25 protein-coding genes are annotated in these 23,283 nt (G+C 47.1%); 10 read left to right on the top strand and 15 right to left on the bottom strand.

Translation table 11 applies throughout. The annotated features are described in order from the left end of the window. Positions 1-9: 9 nt before the first annotated feature. Both B0680_RS07700 and B0680_RS07705 read right to left on the bottom strand, forming a co-directional pair. Positions 10-1,002 carry a siderophore ABC transporter substrate-binding protein gene (locus tag B0680_RS07700; protein WP_078254524.1) on the bottom strand — a complete coding sequence of 331 codons (993 nt, stop codon included), beginning with the start codon at positions 1,000-1,002 and terminating at the stop codon, positions 10-12. A 274-nt stretch (positions 1,003-1,276) separates the two neighbouring features. After that, on the bottom strand, positions 1,277-1,816 hold the full coding sequence (locus B0680_RS07705) for a hypothetical protein (RefSeq protein WP_078254525.1): 540 nt from the start codon (positions 1,814-1,816) through the stop codon (positions 1,277-1,279). 305 nt (positions 1,817-2,121) lie between these two features. On the opposite strand from B0680_RS07705, the gene argA reads away from it, so the two are divergent. Both argA and B0680_RS07715 read left to right on the top strand, forming a co-directional pair. Beyond that, on the top strand, positions 2,122-3,459 hold the full coding sequence (argA, locus tag B0680_RS07710; RefSeq protein WP_078254526.1) for an amino-acid N-acetyltransferase: 1,338 nt from the start codon (positions 2,122-2,124) through the stop codon (positions 3,457-3,459). A 48-nt stretch (positions 3,460-3,507) separates the two neighbouring features. Beyond that, positions 3,508-4,017 carry a DsbC family protein gene (locus B0680_RS07715; RefSeq protein ID WP_158078313.1) on the top strand — a complete coding sequence of 170 codons (510 nt, stop codon included), beginning with the start codon at positions 3,508-3,510 and terminating at the stop codon, positions 4,015-4,017. Between the two features lie 89 nt (positions 4,018-4,106). On the opposite strand, the gene B0680_RS07720 is transcribed toward B0680_RS07715, so the two are convergent. Continuing rightward, the gene (locus tag B0680_RS07720) at positions 4,107-4,982 is read right to left on the bottom strand and encodes an FKBP-type peptidyl-prolyl cis-trans isomerase (RefSeq protein WP_078254528.1); all 876 of its coding nucleotides are present in this window, start codon (positions 4,980-4,982) and stop codon (positions 4,107-4,109) included. Between the two features lie 310 nt (positions 4,983-5,292). Between B0680_RS07720 and B0680_RS07725 the strand changes: the two genes are divergently transcribed. Beyond that, positions 5,293-6,480 carry a mechanosensitive ion channel gene (locus B0680_RS07725; protein WP_078254529.1) on the top strand — a complete coding sequence of 396 codons (1,188 nt, stop codon included), beginning with the start codon at positions 5,293-5,295 and terminating at the stop codon, positions 6,478-6,480. A 75-nt stretch (positions 6,481-6,555) separates the two neighbouring features. Here the strand turns inward: B0680_RS07725 and B0680_RS07730 are convergent, their stop codons facing one another. Continuing rightward, positions 6,556-7,185 carry a cation diffusion facilitator family transporter gene (locus B0680_RS07730; RefSeq protein ID WP_407662010.1) on the bottom strand — a complete coding sequence of 210 codons (630 nt, stop codon included), beginning with the start codon at positions 7,183-7,185 and terminating at the stop codon, positions 6,556-6,558. Positions 7,186-7,269: 84 nt separating this feature from the next. Between B0680_RS07730 and B0680_RS07735 the strand changes: the two genes are divergently transcribed. Continuing rightward, the gene (locus B0680_RS07735; RefSeq protein ID WP_228143775.1) at positions 7,270-7,656 is read left to right on the top strand and encodes a MerR family DNA-binding protein; all 387 of its coding nucleotides are present in this window, start codon (positions 7,270-7,272) and stop codon (positions 7,654-7,656) included. Position 7,657: 1 nt separating this feature from the next. Here the strand turns inward: B0680_RS07735 and B0680_RS07740 are convergent, their stop codons facing one another. Further along, positions 7,658-9,604 (bottom strand): DUF2075 domain-containing protein, encoded by a 1,947-nt coding sequence (locus B0680_RS07740; protein WP_078254532.1) that lies wholly within the window; start codon positions 9,602-9,604, stop codon positions 7,658-7,660. Positions 9,605-9,734: 130 nt separating this feature from the next. Between B0680_RS07740 and B0680_RS07745 the strand changes: the two genes are divergently transcribed. From B0680_RS07745 to B0680_RS07760, 4 genes are all read left to right on the top strand, one after another. Continuing rightward, positions 9,735-10,013 carry a GNAT family N-acetyltransferase gene (locus tag B0680_RS07745; protein ID WP_228143776.1) on the top strand — a complete coding sequence of 93 codons (279 nt, stop codon included), beginning with the start codon at positions 9,735-9,737 and terminating at the stop codon, positions 10,011-10,013. A gap of 33 nt (positions 10,014-10,046) precedes the next feature. Beyond that, entirely contained in the window at positions 10,047-10,334 is a 288-nt protein-coding gene (locus tag B0680_RS07750; protein ID WP_078254533.1) for a 4a-hydroxytetrahydrobiopterin dehydratase, read from the top strand. 139 nt (positions 10,335-10,473) lie between these two features. After that, complete coding sequence (gene parC, locus B0680_RS07755) at positions 10,474-12,699, top strand: DNA topoisomerase IV subunit A (protein WP_078254534.1); 2,226 nt, start codon at positions 10,474-10,476, stop codon at positions 12,697-12,699. A gap of 225 nt (positions 12,700-12,924) precedes the next feature. Then, positions 12,925-13,965 (top strand): 2,3-butanediol dehydrogenase, encoded by a 1,041-nt coding sequence (locus B0680_RS07760; RefSeq protein ID WP_322853490.1) that lies wholly within the window; start codon positions 12,925-12,927, stop codon positions 13,963-13,965. 76 nt (positions 13,966-14,041) lie between these two features. Here the strand turns inward: B0680_RS07760 and B0680_RS07765 are convergent, their stop codons facing one another. The 10 genes from B0680_RS07765 to B0680_RS07810 form a co-directional block, all read right to left on the bottom strand. Next, positions 14,042-14,362: an NGG1p interacting factor NIF3 gene (locus B0680_RS07765; RefSeq protein ID WP_078254593.1), complete on the bottom strand. Its 321-nt coding sequence runs from the start codon at positions 14,360-14,362 to the stop codon at positions 14,042-14,044. An 87-nt stretch (positions 14,363-14,449) separates the two neighbouring features. Beyond that, positions 14,450-15,163: a phosphoribosylaminoimidazolesuccinocarboxamide synthase gene (purC, locus tag B0680_RS07770; RefSeq protein ID WP_078254535.1), complete on the bottom strand. Its 714-nt coding sequence runs from the start codon at positions 15,161-15,163 to the stop codon at positions 14,450-14,452. Positions 15,164-15,247: 84 nt separating this feature from the next. Further along, on the bottom strand, positions 15,248-15,520 hold the full coding sequence (locus B0680_RS07775; RefSeq protein ID WP_078254536.1) for a hypothetical protein: 273 nt from the start codon (positions 15,518-15,520) through the stop codon (positions 15,248-15,250). Between the two features lie 15 nt (positions 15,521-15,535). Continuing rightward, the gene (dapA, locus tag B0680_RS07780) at positions 15,536-16,447 is read right to left on the bottom strand and encodes a 4-hydroxy-tetrahydrodipicolinate synthase (RefSeq protein WP_078254537.1); all 912 of its coding nucleotides are present in this window, start codon (positions 16,445-16,447) and stop codon (positions 15,536-15,538) included. A 115-nt stretch (positions 16,448-16,562) separates the two neighbouring features. Further along, complete coding sequence (locus B0680_RS07785) at positions 16,563-17,891, bottom strand: trypsin-like peptidase domain-containing protein (protein ID WP_407662012.1); 1,329 nt, start codon at positions 17,889-17,891, stop codon at positions 16,563-16,565. A 284-nt stretch (positions 17,892-18,175) separates the two neighbouring features. Then, a complete protein-coding gene (tmk, locus tag B0680_RS07790; RefSeq protein ID WP_078254539.1) occupies positions 18,176-18,793 on the bottom strand; it encodes a dTMP kinase in 618 nt (205 codons plus the stop codon). Then, the gene (gene mltG / locus B0680_RS07795; RefSeq protein WP_169835334.1) at positions 18,790-19,899 is read right to left on the bottom strand and encodes an endolytic transglycosylase MltG; all 1,110 of its coding nucleotides are present in this window, start codon (positions 19,897-19,899) and stop codon (positions 18,790-18,792) included. The genes tmk and mltG overlap by 4 nt, the downstream gene beginning before the upstream one ends. Positions 19,900-20,071: 172 nt before the next feature. After that, positions 20,072-20,323: a hypothetical protein gene (locus B0680_RS07800; protein WP_078254540.1), complete on the bottom strand. Its 252-nt coding sequence runs from the start codon at positions 20,321-20,323 to the stop codon at positions 20,072-20,074. 134 nt (positions 20,324-20,457) lie between these two features. Continuing rightward, positions 20,458-21,327, bottom strand: a complete 870-nt coding sequence (locus B0680_RS07805; RefSeq protein WP_158078314.1) for an aminotransferase class IV — start codon at positions 21,325-21,327, stop codon at positions 20,458-20,460. 10 nt (positions 21,328-21,337) lie between these two features. Continuing rightward, positions 21,338-21,925 carry a hypothetical protein gene (locus B0680_RS07810; protein WP_078254542.1) on the bottom strand — a complete coding sequence of 196 codons (588 nt, stop codon included), beginning with the start codon at positions 21,923-21,925 and terminating at the stop codon, positions 21,338-21,340. Positions 21,926-22,061: 136 nt separating this feature from the next. Between B0680_RS07810 and aroE the strand changes: the two genes are divergently transcribed. Next, the gene (aroE, locus tag B0680_RS07815; RefSeq protein ID WP_078254543.1) at positions 22,062-22,859 is read left to right on the top strand and encodes a shikimate dehydrogenase; all 798 of its coding nucleotides are present in this window, start codon (positions 22,062-22,064) and stop codon (positions 22,857-22,859) included. A 74-nt stretch (positions 22,860-22,933) separates the two neighbouring features. After that, on the top strand, positions 22,934-23,077 hold the full coding sequence (locus tag B0680_RS10875) for a hypothetical protein (RefSeq protein WP_169835335.1): 144 nt from the start codon (positions 22,934-22,936) through the stop codon (positions 23,075-23,077). Positions 23,078-23,283 lie beyond the last annotated feature (206 nt).

Raw genomic sequence — 23,283 nt, forward strand, 5'->3', positions numbered from 1 at the left:
TCCTTGGGATTATTGTGCAGTTTTGGCGTTGAACGCATCGGTAACGATTTGGGCGTCATTGAGCCATTGATAATAACCGCCAAATGCCAAATAGCTGTCTGGGCTTAGATAGACGATTTGTTTGTTTTTCCACGCCTTAGTGCCGTGCATCAGTGGATTATCTAGCACCACTTCAGCTGATTCACCTTCTTCGCCGATCGCTGCACCACGATCTAGGACAAATAGCCAATCTGGATCGACTTTTTGTAGGTATTCAAAGCTGATTGGCTGACCGTGGCGAGCATCTTCGATATTGGCATCTGCCATCGGGATACCAAACGCCGTATGCAAAAAGCCATAGCGAGATTTGTCGCCATAGGCAGACAGCTTATTGCCATTCACCATAATCGCAAGTCCATTGCCCTTGCCTGCCGCCGCTTGTTTGGCGGCTGCGATTGCCGCATCGATGTCGCCGATGGCAGTGGTCGCTTCGGCTTCTTTACCAAATAGCTTACCAAAGTCAGTCAGCTGCTGCTTGGTGGCTTCGTACGGGTTTTTGGTGTCGATGGTTAAGTTCAGTACTGTGCCGATTTTGCCAAGCTCTTCGGCTTTTTCTGCCATGCGAGAGCCGACGATGATGGCTTTTGGTTGTAGGGCGTTCAGTGCTTCAAGATTCGGCTCTAGCACAGTGCCGATTTCTGCTGAATCTGGGGTGTTCGCCGCTTTTAGGTTGGTCAAGCGTAGCTCAGATGGCATCCCTTCGACCGCCACGCCAAGCACAGCAAGGTTCTGCATGGCTGTCATGTCATACACTGCCAGCGGGTGTGGATTGCCCGCAATGGTCGCATCACCGGTGGCTGTCTTGATGGTGACATCACCTGTTGGTGCAGCCGTTTCGGTGCTTTGGGCATCGGCTTGGGTCGCTTGGGCTGATTCGTTGTTTTGTTCGGTTTTTGACTCGCCACAAGCAGCCAAACCTAGTGCCATCATGACCGCCAAACCCAGTGATAAACGCTTTTTCATAATTACCCCTATGATTAATCGTTGCTTGAGCCAATGAACAAGTATCACTTGCCAAGTTCGCTCAAATTTGCCGTGCCATTATAATGCACAGATAGCCAAGATTCAAACCAAATAAGAATGTTTTTTATTTGCAAATTATTTTTATACAATATGATAACAGTTCGGTAATGCTATCGTTACTTTGCCAAGCCAATTTACTTTTTTTGGCAAAAAAATAACCGCCCAACAGGACGGTTATTTGGCATCATTGCCAATCAATCAAGCAAGCAATCAATCAGCGGATGGTCGCACGGTATTTAACAACCGCTGTACCGCCCAGACCAATCTCTTCGATGGTCCAGCGCAAGGCTTTGTATTGCTCAAATGGTAGGTTTTGTACCACGCCATTGACATTGGCACGGATAGGCATATGCAAGAAACGTGCGCCATCAACGCTCGCTAGCGCGCCCAGTGCAGGGTCGGCTTGACCGGTGAATACCGCACCTTCAGGCAGGCTGAGTGTTACTGTCATATTGCGGATACGGTCAGCACCTTTGTTGGTGAATAGACCCTGATATTCTACCACATCACCTGCTTTGATGGCGGTGGCTGCCGTTACAGGCTCAAGCGTCTCTTGACCATCAACTGTACGCACCACAAAGGCATTGACAACTGCATCGACACCAGCAGGTACGCTCGTTACTGCTGCGGCGCTTGCTTTTGATGCGCTTGGTGCTGGGGTAGCTGTGGTTGCTGTTTTGGTGCTTGGCATTGCGCCACACGCTGCTAACGTCGCCGCCACAGTGGTAATTGCTAGAATCTTATAAGCTTTCATAAGCGTGTCCTATAAACTATAAATCAGTCAAATGAATTGCCCGTATCATATCACAGCTTTGGGCAATGGCGAACCGTTCAACTGTTTATTTATGGTAAATTGGGCGGATTTTGGCAAATTTCTTGGCATATTTTTGATAATCCCCCAAAATGCGTCATAATTTTGGCAATTATCCATCAAATATCCGCCAAAAAACTTGGCAGAATCCCAAAACTTTGTTATCGTATCAAGATTATTTTCTCATAAATGTACCCATAAGAAAAATTTGCATTTTTGCCCAATTTGGAGCCACTTGGAGCTACGACATGAATCCAATTACCACACACACCGCCGCCACCGAATCACAGTTCAACCATGTTCATTGGTTCCGTAATTCTGCCCCTTATATCAACACCCACCGTGGCAAGACTTTTGTCATCATGTTTGGTGGTGAAGCGGTCGCTCGTGATGGTTTTAGCACTTTGATTCATGATTTTGCGCTACTACATAGTCTAGGAATTAAGCTTGTGCTCGTGCATGGCGCACGCCCACAAGTCGAACAAAACCTGATTAAACAAGGGCTTGCCACCAATATCCACGATGATGTGCGTGTCACGCCAAAGCAAGCGATGCCTGCTCTGCTCGAAGCGGTCGGCTCAATCCGCCTACAAATCGAAGCGCAGCTGTCGATGGGACTTGCCAACTCACCAATGTACGGCTCTCGCATTGATGCGATTTCGGGTAATTTTGTTACCGCTCGCCCTTTTGGTATCCGTGATGGCGTGGATTATCAGATGACTGGTGAAGTCCGCTCTATCGATGTCGATGCCATCCGCCACAATCTGGACAATAACCACATTGTCATCCTAGGGCCGACAGGATTTTCGGTCACCGGTGAGATTTTTAATCTGCTTGCCGAAGATGTCGCTCTACGCACCGCAGTAGCACTAGGTGCTGATAAGCTGATTTTCTTGGGTGAAGAAGATGGCATCATCAGCCGTGATGGTCGCCTATTGCATGAGATGATCCCAAACGAAGTCGATCGCCTACTGCGTGATCGCAATGACCAAGAAGAGATTACTCATTTCCTACGCTGTGCCGCCGCTGCCTGCCGTGAAGGTGTGCACCGCACGCATATCATCAGCTATGCCAAAGACGGCGCACTGATCGAAGAGCTGTTCACCCGTGATGGCTCGGGTACGCTGGTTAGCCACGACCCATACGAAGAGATTCGCCGTGCCACTGTCAATGATGTGATTGGTTTATTAGAACTACTCAAGCCACTTGAAGAACAAGGCATCTTGATTCGTCGCACCCAAGAGCGTCTCGAACAAGAGATTGAATATTATAATGTCATCGAACGAGACGGCACTATCCTAGGCTGCGCTGCCCTATATCCGCTTGATGAGCAGTCAGCCGAAGTCGCAAGCCTTGCCATCCATCCTGACTATCGCAAAGGCAGCCGTGGTGCGGATTTATTGGCATTCTTGGAGCAGCAGGCGCGCAGTCACGGTCGCCATCAGCTATTTGCCCTGACGACACACACGGCGCATTGGTTCGTTGAGCAGGGCTTTAGTGAAGTGGCGGTCGATGATTTGCCTGCCGAGCGTCAAGCGGTGTATGACCACAGCCGTAATTCAAAAGTTCTAAAAAAACAACTCTAATTCTACCCGACCGCTCATGCATGGGCGGTCTTAACACATGGAATGATGATGACACAGACACTTGTTAAACCACGACTGAAACCACTACTTAAGCTTGGCTTGGGTGCACTGCTACTGACCACATTGCCTGCACTTGCCAATACGGTGAATTATCAAGCACTGAACCCAAAAAACGCTTTGGTGTTTAAAACTGGTAAAGGCGGCGTCAAATTCTCTGTCATCACCGACCCCAATTGCGGCTACTGCCGTAAGCTTGAACAAAATCTTGCCCGCATTGACAACATCACGGTCAATAAATATCTGGTCAATTATTTTGGCAGTAGCGATAATAGCCAAAACATCTGGTGTAGCAAAAACCGCAATCAAGCCTTTTTGAACTTGATGCAATACAACATCCAGCCACCGGCTCGTGCTTGGTGCAAAACCCCAATGACAAGCAATATGATTGTTGCCAAAAGCTTCAATATGCGTGGCACGCCAATGATTATCAAGCCAAATGGTGAATATATCTACGGCGCACCGCCGGTTGATGAGCTGATTGCATGGCTGAATAAATAAGTATCAATTGTCAATTCACCAAAATCACCCAAAACAAAATCCCTGAAAATGTACTTTTCAGGGATTTTATCGCAACATATCAGCTAGGATTATTTGCTCTCGGTCTTGGCAGCTTCAGCCGGCTTAGCTTCGGCGGCTGATTGGGTCGCAGCTTGGGCTTTTTGTGCTTCTTCCATTGCCTTAGCTTGCTCTTCCATCATTTTTTTCACTTTAGCTTCAGCTTCTTTGATTTGTGCATCGTTTAGTAGCTCAACGGTGAAAATCAGCACGCTGTTTGGCTCGATGTTTTGGTTGCCTTGCTCACCATAAGCCAGTGCCGATGGGACATAAAATTCATATTTGGCACCCGGTTTCATCAACTGGATACCTTCAGTCCAGCCTTTGATGACTTGATTTAGCGGGAATTGTGCTGGCATATCACGCTCATATGAGCTGTCAAATACCTTGCCATCAATCAGCTTGCCTTCATAGTTCACGATAACAGTATCGGTTGCTTTTGGTGAATTACCGCTACCTTCAGTAATGACTTTGTATTGCAGGCCTGATGCGGTGGTTTTTACGCCTTCTTTCTTAGCATTTTCGGCTAGGAATTTTTCGCCATCAGTTTTGTTCTTGGCAGCAGTTTCTTCAAACTTCTTCTTCATTTCTTCGGTTTTGCGAGTTTGATACGCTGTGATGACCGCTTGTGCTTGCTCTTCGGTCAATGCGCTTTCTTTACCTTCAAAGCCATCTTTTAGTGCTTTGTTATAAATCTCCAAATCAATCGCTTCATCGATTGTTTTGGCTTCTTGACCTGCGCCAAAGCCAAGCAAGTAGCTCACTTTTTCCATTTCGGTGCTTTTTTCGGTCACGACCGTTGATTTTTCGGCTTTGGCATCAGTAGCAGATGCAGCTTCTTTATCTTTATTACAACCAGTCAAAACCAATGCCGCAGCGATTGCAGAAACCAATAGATGTTTTTTCATAAAAAAATTCTCAAAAATGGTGAAAAAAGAAATACAAAAATGTGTGCCAATAATAGCAAAAAATTCAGCATTTCGCCATCAAAAACGCCGATTTTATTGTGGTCGCTGTATAAATATTGTTAATTTTGTGAATATAGTTTAACAGTAGGCGAAACAATTGCCAATTTGGTGTTACAATCTGCGAAACTTTGCGGTTTTTATCAATGATTTTCTCTTTTTGTGGTTTAAAATGGAATAACACATTGCATGGGCATTCCCCATCATTGATAAGAACTTTTTTATTGATTTTTTATGAATTTGGAGCAATGGTATGGATTTTTCAAAAATCGCCATTTTAAACCAAAGCCTACAAGGTCCATTGGGCTCAATCATTGGGGCTTTGATTATCCTTGCAATCGGCTGGTTCGTTGCAGGTATCATCCGTCGTGTCTTGGCAGCAGCACTTGCCAAAACCAAGCTAGATAGCAAACTCTCTTCTGAAGCAGGCATTCAGCCTATCAGTGGCATTATCGCTGACTTGATTTATTGGTTCATCTTGCTGATTGTACTGACTATGGTCGTGGGTCGTCTGGGTCTAAATGGGCTATTCACCCCATTGACCAATATGATTGATAAGATTTTTGCCTTTATGCCAAATGCGATGTTGGCAGGCTTTGTGATGTTCATTGGCTTTATCGTTGCCAAGATTGTCCGCAGCATGGTAACAACGGTGGTCTCACGCCTAAACATTCAGGCGCTAGTTAGCAAAGCTGGTGTCGATAGCAAAAATAATCTGCCAAATATCGCAGGTTCGGTGGTATTTTTGCTTACGATTGTGCCATTTACCATTGCAGCACTGGATGCACTAAAAGTTGAGTCTATCTCACGCCCTGCCACCAATATGCTGAACAAAGTGATGGAGTCATTGCCAAATGTCTTTACAGCATTGGCGGTGCTTGTCGTTACTTTCTTGGTCGTGCGTTTGGTTGCTGATGTCATCAAAGGCTTGGTTGCCAACACCCAACTGGATGATTTACCAAATAAAATCGGACTACAAAACGTGCTAGGCACCAAAAAACTGTCTGATGTCATCGGCTGTGGCGTGCTTGTGTTTGCGATGCTATTTGCCATCATCGCAGCGGCAGATTTGCTTGGCTTTGGTCAAATCAGTGACATCGTGACTATGTTTATCGCTTTTGGCAGCCAAATCATTCTAGGTGCGGTGATTTTGACCATCGGTTTTTGGCTTGCCAATCTTATCGCTGGTGTGGTTGAGCGTTCTGAACAAGGCTCAAAATTCCTAGCCAACATCGTCCGAGTCCTAATCATGGGTCTGGTACTAGCGATGGGTCTAAAAGCGATGGGTATCGCTGACAGCATCGTCAATCTTGCCTTTGGTCTAACGCTTGGCGCTGTGGCGGTGGCATTTGCTCTGTCATTCGGTCTGGGCGGTCAAGAAGCAGCAGCTCGCTATCTGCGTCGCCTACAAGACAAGCTTGAAAAAGACAGCAATGAATAAGTAGCGATGATTATCCTACTTGGACACTCTAAAATTGGCAACGATTTTAGAGTGTTTTTTATTGGGCGGTTGGTGTTATGGTGATGTGGATAAATCCCCCAATTCCCCTAGTGCCTGTTTAATAATGGTAAAACTAGCACTTAACGCCAAACTTGCCAAAATAAATGCTACGATTAAATCAGGATATTTTGAACTGGTAAAATATACGGCAATGCCTGCCCCAATCACTGCTACATTGCCAATCGCATCATTACGAGAGCACAGCCAAACGCTTTTCATATTACTATCGCCATCACGAAAATGATAGAGCACCCAAAGTGCTGATAAATTCGCCAACAAAGCAAGTACACCGACAATACTCATTTCGCTATGGCTAGGAACTTCACCATACCACAGGCGATACAATGTAGTTGCTAAGATAAATAAGCCAAACCCGCCCATTGTCGCCCCTTTAAGCAAAGAAGCTTTGGCACGATAAGATAACGCCATTGGTAGCACAATCAAGCTAATCACATAATTAGCACTATCGCCAAAAAAGTCTAAGCTGTCGGACAATAAGGACACCGACCCTGAGTTAATCCCTGCCATAATTTCAATGACAAACATCGCCAAATTTAGCCCTAAAGCAATCCATAAGGCTTTTTTATAACGTGGCGAAAGCTGTTTATCATGTGTGTCGTGTGAGCAAGATGTACAAGCCATCATCATTCCCCTATCAAGTCATCATGTGATGAGATATACTATAAACCCTGTAGTAGCTACGGAGTCAAGAGGGAAATGATGTATAAAATGAGCGAACTAGCCAAATTAAGTGGCGTTCATCTTGAAACCATTCGTTATTATGAACGGCTAAAGTTAATCACACCTGCACAGCGAAATACTAATGGCTATCGAGTATTTAGTGAAGTGCAATTCAATGAATTACAGTTTATTAAGGCGTGCCGTGCTATTGGCTTTAGTCTTGATGAAATCCGTGAACTGCTTGCCTTGCAAGCCAATCCAAGTAACCCTTGTCAAATCGCTGATACGCTTGCCAAACAGCGCCTTGCCCAAATTGACCATCAAATCGAGCAATGTCAAAAAATCAAAGCCTTGCTTGAAGGCATTATCAATTGTCATTCTGCTGATATTGACCATTGTCAAATTATTCAAGGAATTAAGGAATTTGGAGAATAAATTATAACTCCCCAATGCCCAACGAACGCAAATATTGATAAGTCCCATCATAAAAACACGGTTTGCGAGTATCGTCTGCCCTGCTACCTTCAGGAATCCAAATTACCATACCTTGCCGAGCACGTGTCAGTAGTACACGGTGGGCATTTTGGGTATATTGCCTATCGTCCGCTTTATTGACATTTTGCCATTTACTGCCCTTAAAATTTTGATACTGCCATTGCCCATTGTGATAATAAAAATTTTCACCCCATGCCACGCACGCCCAATCCAGCTCAAGCCCCTGCACGTCAAATTCAGTCGCCACATCCTCCAAAAAGTACGACGAGCGCACATCATCTTTACCATTTAAAAACCAATGTTCGACTTCAATCTCATTTTTGACATTCACACCAAGCGCTTTTAGACGACGCGCACCCGATGAAGCAATCAAGCCATAACGTTCACTGCCTTTGGCTTGCTCAATCAGCCAAGATTTTGCTTTTGTCAAATCCCGAGTTAAGACAATAGGATACTGTGATGAAATTTCTTGATAAAGAGCCTTTGCCTGCTCATGCCCCGCCAATAGCGCATGAACAAAAGCAGAAACTTTTTCTGAACGAAACGAACGCACTGACACTGCCAAATGCAAAGAAGGGTGCGCTTGCCCGCGTTCTTGCAACCAGTGTTTTAATGATAAATCTGACAAATAATGGGCTTCATCGACGATTAACTCTGAATAATGCACTTGCCAATCAGCATAATGTTCTTTGAGCGCCATCATCCATTCGCCAAGCCCTGCTTCGCCCGTATTGATTTCTTGGCCGCCACCAATCAGACACACGATGACGCACCAGTCCTGATGGCGATTCATCACATCAATCAAAAACTCTGGCTCTGATTGATTAAAATCACTCTGTCCGCGTTTTTGATTCATAAATTTACTGGCTTGCTCTTTGTTCCAAGCGCGCTGCGCCTCATCAAATACCACCACTTTTTCGGTTGGCGCTTGCGTGTCTTTTAAATACTCATCACGAAAATGGTGAATATTTTGAATAAAAGCTTTGGTCTCTTTGAGCGCCTCTTTTTTACTTTTGTCCTTGCCAGCCACATTTCTTGCTAGAGCTTCTTGTAGTACTTTTACCAACGGGCCATTGCCAGACAAGAAAACAGCATGCTCATCCTCTGCCATTTGCAAGCGCTGATTTGCGATATTAAGCCCTGCCAACGTTTTACCAGCACCCGGCACGCCTGTAATAAAACAAATGGCTTTTTGTTTATTGGCTTTGGCTTGCTCAATAATTTGATTGATACGGTGTGCGGTGATGGATAAATTTTCTGCACCTGCATCAGAACGGGTAATTTCTTGCACATCATGCGATTGGTACAAAGCTTGTGCCGCTTCTACAATCGTTGGCGTGGGTTTATACGCCGATTGTTCCCATTTTTGTACATTTAGTAAGGGCTGATGCGGAAATGAATGTAAAAATTGGCCTAAGTTTTCTGCATTGACACAAATGGCCGAGCGCAAATCACGTGCTTGTTGAAGTTTATCTGCATCAATCACTTTCGCCTGTGCTTTTTCGGCAATCAGCACAGGGATTAAGGTAATCTTGTGACTACCCTCATGAAAATGATGCAAATCTAGTGCATAATCAATGACTTGCTCGATGGCTTGTTTGTCATAAGAGGTTGCACCGATTTTAAATTCCAATACAAAAATTTGCCGCCCTAATATCACAATATTATCCACACGTTTGCCCATACGCGGAATAGCAAATTCAAAATAAATCTGCCCTTCTAGTCCGGCCAATTGGGCTTTTAGTATCGCAATCTGTCTTTGCCATGCACTGTTCTGGGCATGTTCTAGGACTTGATGACGATGATTTGCTGCCAATTTCCCTAAAATACTTTTTTGGCCTTCATCAAGAAAATCGGAAATTTGATTGCTATAATAGGCTCGTGTCATGAGTGTCTGCTCTGGATATACTTTGGCTTAGCATATCATATAATAACAAGAAGGCAAAACGCCCCACCCATTTACATTATTTAAAAACTGTATTATCATGCAAAAGACAGTGATACAACAAGGACGCACCATGACCATGACCATCACCCACAACACCACCGCACAACGCTTTGAGACCACCATCGATGGCATCACCGCTTATCTGAGCTATCAAGTGGCTAGCGATGACACGCTGATTTATGACCACACTATCGTCCCAAGCGCACTTGGCGGTCGTGGCATCGGCTCGGCATTGACCAAATTTGCCCTAGATTATGCCATCAAGCATGATAAGAAAGTCGTGCCAAGCTGTTCTTTTGTTGCGCATTACATAAATAAGCACACCCAATATCAATCTGTGCTAAAATAAGCCACATTCTGATTTATTTTTTTAGGAAATACTATGAGCAGTCTAACTTCTGACCAAGTCGCCCTACAGCTTGACGGACTACCGGGGTGGTCTCGTGACGGCAACAGCCTGATTAAGACTTATACTTTTGAAGATTTTGCCACGGCGATGAGCTTTATGGTGCGTGTGTCATTTTTTGCCCAAAGCCTTGAGCATTATCCAGTGTGGCAACATGACTACAATGTCGTGAGCGTGCGTATCGGCGATGCAGAACAATCTGCTGTCCAAAGCCGTGATGTACAGCTTGCCAAGCGTATGGAAAGCTCATTGCAAGCCCTGTAATATTTTATTTACCCAACAAAAGCAATGGCTTGACGGTCATTGCTTTTGTTGTATTTGCTTATAAATCGGTCGGTTTGGCATTGCCTAACGCTGATAAAACTTGCTATCATAGTCGATTATTTCTGATTGATACCCTATTATGACCACGCACATCGATACCCGCTCGGTAAGCGACTTTACCGAATACGCCTATCTCAACTACGCCATGTATGTCATCATGGACCGTGCGCTACCGCACATTGCTGACGGGCTCAAGCCTGTACAGCGACGCATCGTCTATGCCATGAGCGAGCTTGGGCTACGCCACACCGCCAAGCCCAAAAAAAGCGCTCGTACCGTCGGTGATGTGCTGGGCAAATACCATCCGCATGGCGACATTGCGTGCTATGAAGCGATGGTGCTGATGGCACAGCCGTTCAGCTATCGCTACCCGCTCATCACCGGTCAAGGTAACTGGGGTAGTCCTGATGACCCAAAATCCTTTGCCGCCATGCGTTACACTGAAGCCAAGATGAGCCAGTATGCCAATACGCTACTGACCGAGCTTGAGCAAGGTACGGTGGATTGGCAAGATAACTTTGATGGCTCATTGACCGAGCCTGTCACCTTGCCTGCTCGTCTGCCTAATATCTTATTAAACGGCACCACAGGCATCGCTGTCGGTATGGCAACAGACATCCCACCGCACAATCTGAACGAAGTCGTCAAAGCCTGTATCCGCCTATTAAAGAACCCTGATTTGTCGGTTAAGCAGCTGACCCAGACCATCCTTGCGCCTGATTTGCCGACCACCGCCGAAATCATCACTCCAAAAGATGAGCTCGTCGCCATGTACGAGACTGGTCGTGGTAGCTACAAGATGCGTGCTACTTATCACATCGACCCAAAACAAAAAAATCTCGTCGTCATCGATGCCCTGCCTTATCAAGTCTCTGGCAACAAAATCATCGAACAAATCGCCAAATTGATGAACGATAAGAAACTGCCTTGGGTCGTCGATGCCAATGACGAATCGGACAATGCCAATCCGTGCCGTATCGTGATTGAGCTCAAAAAAGGCAAGCTTGAGATTGATAAAATCATGGGGCATCTATTTGCCAATACCGACCTTGAGACCAGCTTTCGGGTCAATATGAACATGATCGGCGTCAATGGCAAGCCTGAAGTCAAAAACCTAAAAACCATCCTATCTGAATGGCTGTCGGTGCGTCGTGGCGTGGTCATCCGCAGGCTCAATCACCGCTTGGATAAGATTGACAAACGACTGCATATCTTGGCAGGTCTATTGATTGCTTATCTGAACATCGATGAAGTCATCCGCATCATCCGTGAAGAAGACGATCCCAAGCTTGAGCTGATGAATCGCTATGGACTATCGGACATCCAAGCCGATGCCATCTTGGACATCAAACTGCGTCAGCTTGCCAAGCTCGAAGAAATCGAACTCAACGCCGAGCGTGACCGCCTAGAAGCCGAGCGTGCGGTGATTGCCGAACAGCTTGCCAATCCGGATGCCTTGACCGCCCTACTCATCGATGAGCTGACCGCCGATGCCAAAGAGCATGGCGATGCGCGCCGATCGCCTGTGGTGGAGCGTGATGAAGCCACCAGTCTAAAAGCCACCGAGCTCATCAGCGCCGAGCCTGTGACGGTGGTCATCTCGCAAGCAGGCTGGATTCGCCTTGCCAAAGGACACAGCACCGACCCAAGCGAGATGAACTATCGTGCTGGCGATGGCTATTTGACCCACGCACTTGGTAAATCGACCGAACGCCTGATTTTGCTAGATAACACAGGGCGTAGCTATGGACTGGATACGGTCAATCTGCCATCAGCTCGTGGTCAAGGCGACCCGATTACCAGCCTGTTAAACCTAGCCAGCGGCAGCAAAATCGAACAGCTACTATTTGGCACGCCACACAATATTATCATGGCAAGCAGCACGGGCTACGGCTTTGTCAATAGTATCAATAACCTTGACACCGCCCAAAAAGCTGGTAAAGCCAGCATCAATCTAGGCGATGGCACACTACTACCTGTGGCGGTGATGGATGCGAGCGATACGCTTGTGGCGGTGAGCGTCTCTAATGGTAATCTGCTGATTTTCCCACTTGATGAGTTGCCACAGCTTGCCAAAGGCAAAGGTAATAAGCTTGTCAATCTCAAAGGCGATGAGACCATCACCGCCATCGCAAGCCTATCGGCAGATGACAGCCTAGTCATTACCGCAGGCAAGCGCACCTTGACGCTAAAGCCCAATGACATCGCCAATTATACTGGCAAGCGTGCTACTCGTGGCGCAGCCCTGCCAAAGGGCTTTGGCAAGGTGAGTCAAATGACTAAGCTTATCAAAGATAGCGAATGATATAGACGGTGGTGTAATAGCCACCGTTTTTTTATTGATACATCAGTCATCAATCATCTCAATACTGATTATTAAGATAGGATAATTATAGTCATATTTTTAATTATTCCATATACGCATAAACCTAGCACCAAATCCACCCTTGATAAATATCCTAATGCACCCAACCTAAGTACTACCGATGATTTTGTCGGTGTGTTTTAAATAAATCAAAGGACATTTCCTATGAGTATGAAAGTCGCTCGCTGGTACGGTCAGCGTGATATCCGTGTCGAAACCGCCCCAATACCAAGCCCAAAAGCCCATCAAGTCAAAATCGCCGTCAAATACACAGGCATCTGCGGTTCTGATTTGCACGAATACTTAGGCGGCCCAATCTTTATCCCTACCAAAGACAACCATCCATACTCAGGTCAAAAAGCCCCAATCACCATGGGTCATGAGTTCGCCGGTGAAATCGTCGAAGTCGGTAGCGATGTTACAGGCATCAAGGTCGGCGACCGTGTCACTGTCGAGCCTATCCTTGCCAAAAATGGCTTGACAGGCAAATATAACCTAGATGAAAATCTAGGCTTTGTCGGTCTAATGGCAGATGGCGGTTTTGCTGAATTTTGTGTGGTGGATGCCGAGCTTGTGCACAAGCTACCTGACAGCATCGACTACGAGCAAGGCGCACTGACCGAGCCTGCCGCTGTTGCCCTATATGCCGTCCGCCAAAGCAAGCTAAAAGCTGGTGACACCGCTGCGGTCTTTGGCTGCGGCCCGATTGGACTGCTTGTCATCGAAGCCTTGCGAGCTGCTGGTGCGTCTGACATTTATGCCGTTGAGCTATCACCAGAACGCCAAGCCAAAGCAACCGAACTTGGCGCTATCGTCATCGACCCAACCAAAGTCGATACCGTCGCCGAAATCAAACGCCTAACAAATGGCGGTGCAGATGTGTCGTTTGAAGTCACAGGCGTCGCCCCAGTGCTTAAGCAATCAATTGAAGCCATCAAAAATGACGGCGAGTGCGTAATTGTCAGCATTTGGGAAGGTGAAGCATCTATCCATCCTAACGAAATCGTCATCAAAGAAAAAACCGTCAAAGGCATCATCGCCTATCGTGATGTATTCCCTGCGGTACTTAAACTCATGGAACAAGGCTACTTTAGCAAAGACAAGCTAGTCACCAAACGCATCAAGCTTGAAAATATCGTTGAAGAAGGCTTTGAAGCGTTGGTTAAAGAAAAAAGCCAAGTCAAAATCTTGGTTGAGCCAAAATAATCTATCGCCTGATGAGAGCAATCAGCCCCCAAGCAAACCACTTGGGGGCTGATTGTCATATCAGCTTGATGATGTCTTAATCTGACTCAACATCAACCGTCTGATACACTTCATACGCAGGCACTTCGTACGGATGCGCATCCTTGTAAGCCTGTACTACATCGCACAGCTTGTTTTCAGGGACGATCATTTCCACTTTCCATTCAGAGACAGTGGTGGTTTGGTTCACTTCGCCAATGCTTGGATTTGAGCCATCAAGCGGGCGAAACTGCCCCACGCCAAGCGTCTGCCAACAGCAGTGCGAATAGTTGCCATAGTGTCCTGCCCCTGCTTCAAACATGGCATTTTTGACGGTTTCTAGGGCAGACTCAGGGATGTAGGTGACGATTTTATACAGTTGAAAATACATAGCGATTGCAAAATAATGGACGGATAAACAAACAGGGCGAATTTGCATCCACCCTGTCAGATTGTAAAATTGGGCTTATTCTAGTGGCACACCGATACGGCGAGCTACTTCTTCGTAGCCTTCGACGACATCGCCTAGACCTTGACGGAAGCGGTCTTTGTCCAGTTTTTTCTTGGTTTCTTTGTCCCACAGACGGCAGCCATCTGGTGAGAACTCATCGCCAAGCACCACACGGCCGTGGAATAGACCAAATTCTAGCTTAAAGTCCACCAACATCAAGCCTGCATCATCAAACAGCTTTGATAGCACTTCATTGACTTTTAGGGTCAGCTCTTGCATTTGGCGTAGCTCATCAGGTGTGGCATAGCCAAGCGCAATCGCCGTTGATTCTGACAGCATCGGATCGCCAAGCGCATCATCTTTATAAAACAGCTCATAAGTCGGTGGCAATAGTGGCAAGCCTTCTGATAGACCCAGACGCTTCATCAAGCCACCAGCGGCATAGTTACGCACGACCGCTTCGACAGGAATCATTTTTAGGCGTTTTACCAAGACTTCATCGTCTGATAATTGCTTTTCAAAATGCGTCTCGATGCCAGCTTCGGCAAGCTTTTGCATGATAAAAGCATTGAAGCGATTGTTTACCATACCTTTACGGTCAAGGCTTGCCATCTTCTCGCCATTGAATGCGCTGGCATCATTGCGAAAATGCAATACCAAAAAATCAGGATCAGCGGTTTCATAGACAGATTTGGCTTTGCCGGTATAAAGTAGTGCTTGTTTTTCCATGGGAGCTCTCAAAGTTGCAAACATCAAAAAATGGTCAGGTTTTAAGTACAAAAGTGCGACACATCACATCGCACTTTTGGGGTATTAACGCACGCTTGGCGGCTTTGGCAAGGCGTATTGCTTGCCTGATTCGTTGGTGAATGCCGGTACATCGCCTGTGACTGTCGGTGTCTGATACAGTGGCACAAACTCGGCAGATGGCTGATTGGCTGGCAATTTGATTGGGTCAATCTTTTGGGCAGTGCGATAATCCAGACTGCCATTATCGCGCTTGCCAAGTAGGTTCTTGGTGGCGCTGCAGCCTGTCAATGCGATGGTAGCTGCCATGATACCTGCTGTTAGCTTTAAAGTTTTCATAAATAATCCAAAGTCTTAGGATTCAATCAGCTTGGCTTTGACCAATGCGTCATCAATCACACTGTGGTAAGCTTCCGATAGCCAAACCAATGGCAGGCGGATGCCTTGATCAATTTTGCCCATCTTATGCAGGGCGTATTTGGTCGGTTGTGGGCTTGATTCGATGAACAAATCTTGGTGCAGATGCTTGATGGTGTCATGAATCGCCGCCGCTTCATCAAATTTGCCATCTAGCGCCAATGCAAATGCTTGGCTCATGGCTTTTGGTGCGACATTTGAAGTCACCGAAATATCACCTTTAGCACCATATTTAATCATCTCAAGCGCTGTTGGATCATCGCCTGACAGGACGACGATACGATCGCTGACACGTTTGATTAGGCTTTTGCCACGCTCGACATCGCCTGTAGCATCTTTGATGGCGACGATATTTGGGATGTCAGCTAGGCGATTGACCGTCTCTTCGTTCATATCGACGACGGTACGCCCTGGGACATTATATAGCATCTGTGGCATATCCACCGCTTCGGCGATGGCTTTGAAATGCTGATACATTCCTTCTTGGGTCGGCTTATTATAATAAGGCACAACAAGCAGCGCACAGTCAGCACCAGCTGCTTTGGCGTGTGTCGTCAGCTCAATGGCTTCGTGGGTAGAATTTGCCCCTGTACCTGCAATGACTGGCACTCGGCCTGCCACTTGCTTGACAAAAAAGCGAATCACTTCACTGTGCTCAGCCATCGTCAAAGTCGCTGATTCGCCCGTCGTACCGACCGCCACCAAGGCATGAATCCCTTCGGCAATCTGCCACTCAATCAGACTGGCAAGCTTGTCATAATCCACCGCACCATCTGGGGTCATCGGGGTGATTAGGGCAGTGATTGCCCCTTGTAACTTGGACTTGATGTCTTGATATGCGTCTGTCATAAAAAGCCTTGATGCAAAATCTAAAATAAACTTGGGCTTGGCAAGCAAGCGGTACGCTTTAGTTTATCACATTTGGATGATAATTTTATAGCAAATTTTTAACCCACATCAAAAATTATTCAATCCGCATACCGATGATGGCAGGCTCGCCTTGACGAATCAGCTGTACAGGGACAACGCCTTGTTTTGGTAAAGCTGCCACCACATCTGCAAAGTCATCCACCCCCGTGACGGCATAATTATTCAGCCCAACAATCACATCACCTGCCATGATGCCTGCTCTGGATGCATTACCCACCAAATCCACCGATGTAATCATCACACCACCTTTTGCCCCTTGATAGCTCAATGAACGACGCTCGCTTGGCAATAGCTCTCGCAGGCGTAAGCCCAATCGCACGCCATCGCTTTGGCTGGATGCTTCGGCGGCGACATCAGCAGGTGCTTCGCCAAAGTTGCCCTTGGCAGTATATGTTTTGCCTTGACGCAGATAAGTTAGGCTAAAGTCTTGATTTGGCTTGGCTTTATTGGTCAAATCAAACCACTCATGCGCAAGTCCAATCGGCGTGCCATTGAAACTGAGCACCACATCACCTACTTGTAGCCCTGCACGCTCGGCAGGAGAGTCTTGGGCGACTTGGGTCAATAGCGCCCCTTGTGGCTTGGGCAGCCCATAGACTTCTGCTAAGTTGCGGTCCAAATCCTGCACCGTCACGCCCATACGTACTCGGGTGACTTTGCCCGTGGTTTTGATTTGTTCATAAATATCCATCGCTGTGGCAATCGGTATCGAGAACGACAGCCCCATATAGCCGCCTGTACCGCTAAATATCATCGAATTGACCGCAACGACTTCGCCTTGTTGGTTGAACAAGGGCCCGCCTGAGTTGCCGGGATTTAGGGCGACATCACTTTGGATAAATGGCACAGAGCCTTCGCTTGGGATACTGCGAGATTTGGCAGAGACAATCCCTGCCGATGCCGAATAATCAAAGCCAAACGGCGAGCCAATGGCAAGCACAGGCTGACCAACCTTGAGCGTGTCTGTCTTGGCAACAGGCAGGGCAGGATATTGATTGCCATCGACCTTGAGCACGGCGATGTCTGAGCTCTCATCACTGCCAATCAAGCGCGCATCGAGCTCGGTGCGGTCGCTTAGCGTCACGGTGATACGCTCGGCATCTTTGATGACATGATGATTGGTCAAAATATAACCATCACGACTGATAAAAAATCCCGTGCCATAGCCCTGCTCCACCACAGGCATCTGTGGCAGATTGGCACTGTTACCCAGATAATCTTTGAGCATTTCGATGGCTTGGGCGGTGGCAAGCGTCTCACTATCGACTTTTTTGGTGATGCTGACACGCACCACGCCTGCCGATGCTTGCTCGACCAAATCCGAAAAATCCACACCGACTGATGCGTATGCCGCCGTCGGCATGATGGCAGTGATGGATGTGCCGATAGGTAGAGCTATGCTTGTACCAAGCAGCAGTGCCAATGTTGTTTTTTTCATAATCTATCCCAAGATGTCGTATCGTCCTTGTTGAATTGACATAATCAATGACAGCGTGACAGCATCAGCCCATCGGACGGTAGATGACTTTGATAATCGTTTTGATTTAGAAAATTTTAGTATCCTAAAATTCTATCTTACCGTCAAGTGAGATTTGGCGACAATTTCTTGCCATAATCCAACAATTCTTGCTGTCAGCTCACAAACCATTACAAGCCAAGTGCCGTATCGATACGAGATGCCACTTGTGCCACTGTGCCATCGGCATCGATACGATGAATACGCTGTGGGTGCTTGCTGTGCTGATACGAAAGTCCCTGATGCACACGCTCAAAAAACGCCAAATCATTGGCTTCAAGCCTGTCAGCCACACTACGCTTACCTGCACGCATCATGCCTGTGGCAACATCCAAATCCAGCCATAGCGTCGTATCTGGCATGACGGGGACAAACGACTCAATCAGCATCTCAATCTTATTGAGCGCTTTGGCATCACCGCCAAAACGCCCAAAGCCCTGATACGCCACCGTGCTATCAAAGAACCGATCGCACACCACCCATTTACCTGCCTGCAATGCCGGCAAAATCACCTGATGCACATGATCGGCACGAGCCGCAAACATCAGCAAAATCTCGGTGTCAGCATCAATCGTGCGACTTGGATCCAAAAAAATCGATCGCAAATGCTCCGCCAAAGCACTACCCCCCGGCTCACGAGTACGCACCACATCAATGCCACGACTTGCTAGACGCTCACACAGTCCGTCGATGGCTGTGGTCTTGCCCACGCCTTCTGTGCCTTCAAAGCTGATAAATCGTGCGTTCATTGGCTACCTTCCTTTTGTGCCATCACAGCACGATACTCAGCAACGGCTTTGCTGTGCTCATCTAGCGTTTTGCTAAACTTATGCCCGCCATTGCCCGTCGCCACAAAATACAGCACATCGGATGCATCAGGATGCATAGTAGCACGGATAGCTTCGGCTGATGGCAGGGCAATCGGCGTCGGTGGCAAGCCGTCGATTTGATAGGTGTTGTAAGCGGTTTTTTCGTTGATATTACTGCGATAAATCTTGCCATCATAGCGGTCAAACAGCCCATAAATGATGGTCGGGTCGGTCTGTAGGCGCATCCCTTGACGCAGACGATTGACAAATACCGATGACACCAGCGTTCTTTCGGACTTGATGCCTGTTTCTTTTTCGATGATACTTGCCATGATGAGCGCTTCATATGGCGTCTGATAAGGCAGGTTCTGGTCTCTGCCCTGCCATGCATCATCTAGGATGCGTTTTTGGTCGTCGTACAGTTTTTGTAAGATGGCTTTGTCGCTGACGCCTTTATTAAAATGATATGTATTGGGCGCAAACCAGCCTTCTAGATTGCCATTAGGCGACTCAATCCCCAACGCCTTTGCCACCGCTTCATTATCTCGTGCGACATCCGTCCATGCATAGCCATCAGCAGGCGGTGTGAGTAGCTCAAGCTTGACGCCGTCGGTGGTTTTGATGGCGTGGTACAAATCCTTGACCGTCTTGCCTTCGATGATACGGATGGTGACTTGCTCGGTCTTGCCCCCTTGTTGTAGGATACCGAGCGCCGTCGCTAGGCTTGCCCCGCTTGGGATGGTGTATTCGCCTTCTTGTAGTGGCTTATTTGCCATCAGTGCCAAATACGCTTTGGCAACTGGCGACAACGACAGCGCCGCACCCGACCAAGACTCATTGGCAAGCAGGCTATAATAAGTATCGCCTTTTTTGACGCTCAAGTTCATCTCAGGGTGCTGACTGCTGGCAAAAATCGTCTGATACAGCACCAGCACGCCAAGCAATAGCACAGCGATGATGGCGATGATGATTGATTTGGCAGACTGCTTGGACTGCTTGGCTTGCCTAGATTTGGCTGATTTGGAAGTGTTGGGTGATTTTGCCATCGGGACAACTCATAAAAAAAATTTGCCCCATTTTACCAAATATCCCCCACGCCTTGCCATCCAAAAATTGTAGCTAATAAGAATGGTGGTGGTTTGGATAATACACATCCCAATTTTAAAACCAAACCCCCAAACCTGTATAGCTTGGGGGTTGTGCAATTTCTTGGATGGTTTAGTCTTGCTTCTCAATAATGATTAGAAATGAGCTTTTCATTTTTTGCATAGCAACCACTTGATAGCCTAGTTGATAAATATCATGTACAGTTACAGGTTTTTTATCAAATAATTTATAGCAACGAAAATCCGCATCCGTGCTTTCATAAATAGAGTAACACATATCACCATCTTTACCGCCAGCATTTGCCGCTGTCGCAGACAAAGCGCCAAGTGATAGTAATGATGCACAAACAAGCTTTTTAAACATTTTAGCCATCCTTTTTAAATGTTGAGCGAAAGATATCTATTGGATTGCCAATATATGTTATATTCTACTCATAATTGATATGATTGGCTAGTCTTTTTTATTAAGTATATTCATAAGGTAAATTACCGACATCATCATTCACAATCCCCAATCGGCAATACCATCTGCAATGGCTTGATAGCCCCTGCCAGCTTAAGCTGTGCCACAGGGACGATGCCACGCACGGCATTGGTCATGCACAGTGCTTGTAGCTTTGGCAAATCATCGTCGGACAATATCCGCTCTTGCACAGCTTTGTCCGATTGCACTGCTTTTGCCATCACCATCTGACGCATCACGCCTGCCACGCCCGAGATATCCACCGGTGGCGTGTACCAATGCCCATCCAATTGATAAAAAATATTGCCCACCGTCGCACAGACCCACTGCCCATGTACATTGGCAATCAGCCCATCATCACTGTCATCACCTGCTTGCTGACGCGCGAGTAGCTCAGCGTGTGCCAGCACTTGCTCAGGACAGGCAATCAGCTTTAACCCTGCCAAGCGTGCCGTGCGATGACCGATGGTGCTCGTCAGCGTCGTTATGGTGATACTTGGTGCAATCGGTATGCCATCATGCCACTGATGCTGTGCGTATAGCGCCGATGGCATCAGCCGAATATCCGCCATCGCCACCATGCCATCTGCTGTCGGTAGATAACCATAGCCACGCACCGCCTGCGCTTGGCGAGAGATGATGACTTTGATGATGCCGTGTTGCATCTGCTTGGCACGCTTACCCAGCTGTACCATCAGCCCATCGACATCCATCTGCATCCCAAATGCCGACAGTGAATTGGTGATACGCAAGCGGTGCCCATCGACACCCACAATCTGCCCATCATGCACGCCCATCGTGCTAAAAAACCCATCGCCATAAGCAAAGGCACGCATCTGCATCACATCCAACGTCCGCTTGGTCAGTGGATAAGTCATGCTCTGTGCAGTAGTTATCGCTGCCATCTGGATAGACCTACTTTGCCAAGATAAGCTTGCATTGATAATCTTGGCACTTGGCATAGGTCAGTCGCATCTTGCCAAGTGCCTGCCGTGCCACCGCCTTGCCCTGTAGCATCTGTGCGACCACCGCCGTGCCCTGCTCGCCATCAAGCTTGCCCATCATGTGATAGACACGCTTGGCAAAGTCAATCGCCTGTGCTTTAGTCTTGTCATCATCAGTCGGTGCAGGATAATACCACACCACTTCAAGCAGTCCATCGGATAAGATGGCATATAGCGGTGGCTCATGCCCCGCACTATAGCGATAACGCTCGGCTTGATTGCCATAATAATCAAGCGCAGGCTCAGTGGTCGCAGCCGCCCCAAGCTCTGCCATCAAGCCTTCGGCATCCGTCGCTGACTTGGGCAAGCTCTGCCAAGTCGCCGTGTCATACACCACAGGCTCATAAACCTTTGGCTTGCCATCATCTGCCACCACGCTCTCGGCAGGAGTCACAGGACGAAAGGTCAAAAACAGCACAATCGCCACCGCCAAGATGACAGCAGCAATCAGCCAAGTGCGTTTGGACTTTGGTGGTTGGGCGGTGGTATCGGTGCTCATACTGGTTCCATGATGCGTATTTGTGGATTATTCTAACACAGATACCCACCAAAGCTTTACTTCCCCTTGCTATTTTTGCCAAAATCAGCGACACTGATGGCACATTTTTGTCCGATTTTTTTGTTTGGATACATTCATGCAGCATTTTATCGTCATTGGCAATCCGATTAATCACTCAAAAAGTCCGCAAATCCATCATGCCTTCGCCGAGAGTGTCGGGCTAGATATCTGCTATCAGCGGCAGTTTTGTCCTGATAACAAGGACAGCTTTGAAGCGGTGGTGCAGGCGTTTTTTGCTGGTGGTGGCGTGGGCGCCAATGTCACTTTGCCTTTTAAGGAAACTGCACATCAGCTGTGCCATAGTACAGGGGCATTGAGCGATGATGCCAAGATGGCAGGGGCGGTCAATACCCTAATGGTGCGTGATGGCAAGCTATACGGCGATAATACCGATGGTCGTGGCTTGGTGTCAGATTTATTGAGTCAAGGTATTGATTTAACTAATAAAAAAATCGCCATCTTGGGCGCAGGTGGGGCGACTCGTGGGGCGATTTTGCCCCTACTGCATCAAGGGGCGCACTTGGCAATTTATAATCGCACCCTTGCCAAAGCCGAACAGCTTGTACAAGACTTTAATCACCCAAATTTATCTGCACACAGTTTAGATGAACTACAACAAGACACCCATTTTGATGTCATCATCAATGCCACTTCGGCGACCACCACAGGTCAGTCGATGGATTTTGGGCGTATCACAGCGGATTTTGCTTATGATATGATGTACGGCAAGCCATCGGCATTTTTGGCACATTTTGCCAATCAAGGTGCAGGCACATCCGATGGCTTCGGGATGCTGATTCATCAAGCCAAGCTTGCCTTTGAGCTGTGGACGGGGGCGACGGTGGATTTATCAGCGGTGGCGATTGCACCTTGAATTTTGTGGCAGGTAGCACCATCTTAGGCGAACCTTAGACGAATTTAAATTTATCACTTAAGTAGGAGTAGGCGATGAGCGAGCAGATGGCAGACGAGTTTGATGTTGATTTTGATGATTTGGACAATCTACTGGACGACTTTGACGGCGTGGCTGTCGAAGGTGGCGTCGATAGCATCAATGATGATGGCTGTGAAGGCGGTGCGTGCAAGCTATAACAAGCTATAAATTGCACAAAAAAAGGTTGAGGGCGATGCTAAATCGCCCTTTTTATTTGACAAAAAAGTCAGAAATAATAACAAAAAATTTGCCAAAATAAAATTTATTATGAAAATAAGTTATCATAAGCCAAAAAACGCTTTTTCTTGGTGCAATTTGTTGTATAGTGTTCTTAATGGCGATTGCCAATCACTGACCCAATTTT

Source organism: Moraxella pluranimalium (genome assembly GCF_002014825.1).
GTDB lineage: Bacteria > Pseudomonadota > Gammaproteobacteria > Pseudomonadales > Moraxellaceae > Moraxella > Moraxella pluranimalium.

What these genes read in the sequence shown, in the direction of transcription:
- B0680_RS07700 (WP_078254524.1), bottom strand. Translation starts at nt 1,002, where the DNA reads ATGAAAAAGCGTTTATCACTGGGTTTGGCGGTCATGATGGCACTAGGT.
- B0680_RS07705 (WP_078254525.1), bottom strand. Translation starts at nt 1,816, where the DNA reads ATGAAAGCTTATAAGATTCTAGCAATTACCACTGTGGCGGCGACGTTA.
- argA (WP_078254526.1), top strand. Translation starts at nt 2,122, where the DNA reads ATGAATCCAATTACCACACACACCGCCGCCACCGAATCACAGTTCAAC.
- B0680_RS07715 (WP_158078313.1), top strand. Translation starts at nt 3,508, where the DNA reads ATGACACAGACACTTGTTAAACCACGACTGAAACCACTACTTAAGCTT.
- B0680_RS07720 (WP_078254528.1), bottom strand. Translation starts at nt 4,982, where the DNA reads ATGAAAAAACATCTATTGGTTTCTGCAATCGCTGCGGCATTGGTTTTG.
- B0680_RS07725 (WP_078254529.1), top strand. Translation starts at nt 5,293, where the DNA reads ATGGATTTTTCAAAAATCGCCATTTTAAACCAAAGCCTACAAGGTCCA.
- B0680_RS07730 (WP_407662010.1), bottom strand. Translation starts at nt 7,185, where the DNA reads ATGATGGCTTGTACATCTTGCTCACACGACACACATGATAAACAGCTT.
- B0680_RS07735 (WP_228143775.1), top strand. Translation starts at nt 7,270, where the DNA reads ATGAGCGAACTAGCCAAATTAAGTGGCGTTCATCTTGAAACCATTCGT.
- B0680_RS07740 (WP_078254532.1), bottom strand. Translation starts at nt 9,604, where the DNA reads ATGACACGAGCCTATTATAGCAATCAAATTTCCGATTTTCTTGATGAA.
- B0680_RS07745 (WP_228143776.1), top strand. Translation starts at nt 9,735, where the DNA reads ATGACCATGACCATCACCCACAACACCACCGCACAACGCTTTGAGACC.
- B0680_RS07750 (WP_078254533.1), top strand. Translation starts at nt 10,047, where the DNA reads ATGAGCAGTCTAACTTCTGACCAAGTCGCCCTACAGCTTGACGGACTA.
- parC (WP_078254534.1), top strand. Translation starts at nt 10,474, where the DNA reads ATGACCACGCACATCGATACCCGCTCGGTAAGCGACTTTACCGAATAC.
- B0680_RS07760 (WP_322853490.1), top strand. Translation starts at nt 12,925, where the DNA reads ATGAGTATGAAAGTCGCTCGCTGGTACGGTCAGCGTGATATCCGTGTC.
- purC (WP_078254535.1), bottom strand. Translation starts at nt 15,163, where the DNA reads ATGGAAAAACAAGCACTACTTTATACCGGCAAAGCCAAATCTGTCTAT.
- B0680_RS07775 (WP_078254536.1), bottom strand. Translation starts at nt 15,520, where the DNA reads ATGAAAACTTTAAAGCTAACAGCAGGTATCATGGCAGCTACCATCGCA.
- dapA (WP_078254537.1), bottom strand. Translation starts at nt 16,447, where the DNA reads ATGACAGACGCATATCAAGACATCAAGTCCAAGTTACAAGGGGCAATC.
- B0680_RS07785 (WP_407662012.1), bottom strand. Translation starts at nt 17,891, where the DNA reads ATGCCGACGGCGGCATACGCATCAGTCGGTGTGGATTTTTCGGATTTG.
- tmk (WP_078254539.1), bottom strand. Translation starts at nt 18,793, where the DNA reads ATGAACGCACGATTTATCAGCTTTGAAGGCACAGAAGGCGTGGGCAAG.
- mltG (WP_169835334.1), bottom strand. Translation starts at nt 19,899, where the DNA reads ATGGCAAAATCACCCAACACTTCCAAATCAGCCAAATCTAGGCAAGCC.
- B0680_RS07800 (WP_078254540.1), bottom strand. Translation starts at nt 20,323, where the DNA reads ATGTTTAAAAAGCTTGTTTGTGCATCATTACTATCACTTGGCGCTTTG.
- B0680_RS07805 (WP_158078314.1), bottom strand. Translation starts at nt 21,327, where the DNA reads ATGGCAGCGATAACTACTGCACAGAGCATGACTTATCCACTGACCAAG.
- B0680_RS07810 (WP_078254542.1), bottom strand. Translation starts at nt 21,925, where the DNA reads ATGAGCACCGATACCACCGCCCAACCACCAAAGTCCAAACGCACTTGG.
- aroE (WP_078254543.1), top strand. Translation starts at nt 22,062, where the DNA reads ATGCAGCATTTTATCGTCATTGGCAATCCGATTAATCACTCAAAAAGT.
- B0680_RS10875 (WP_169835335.1), top strand. Translation starts at nt 22,934, where the DNA reads ATGAGCGAGCAGATGGCAGACGAGTTTGATGTTGATTTTGATGATTTG.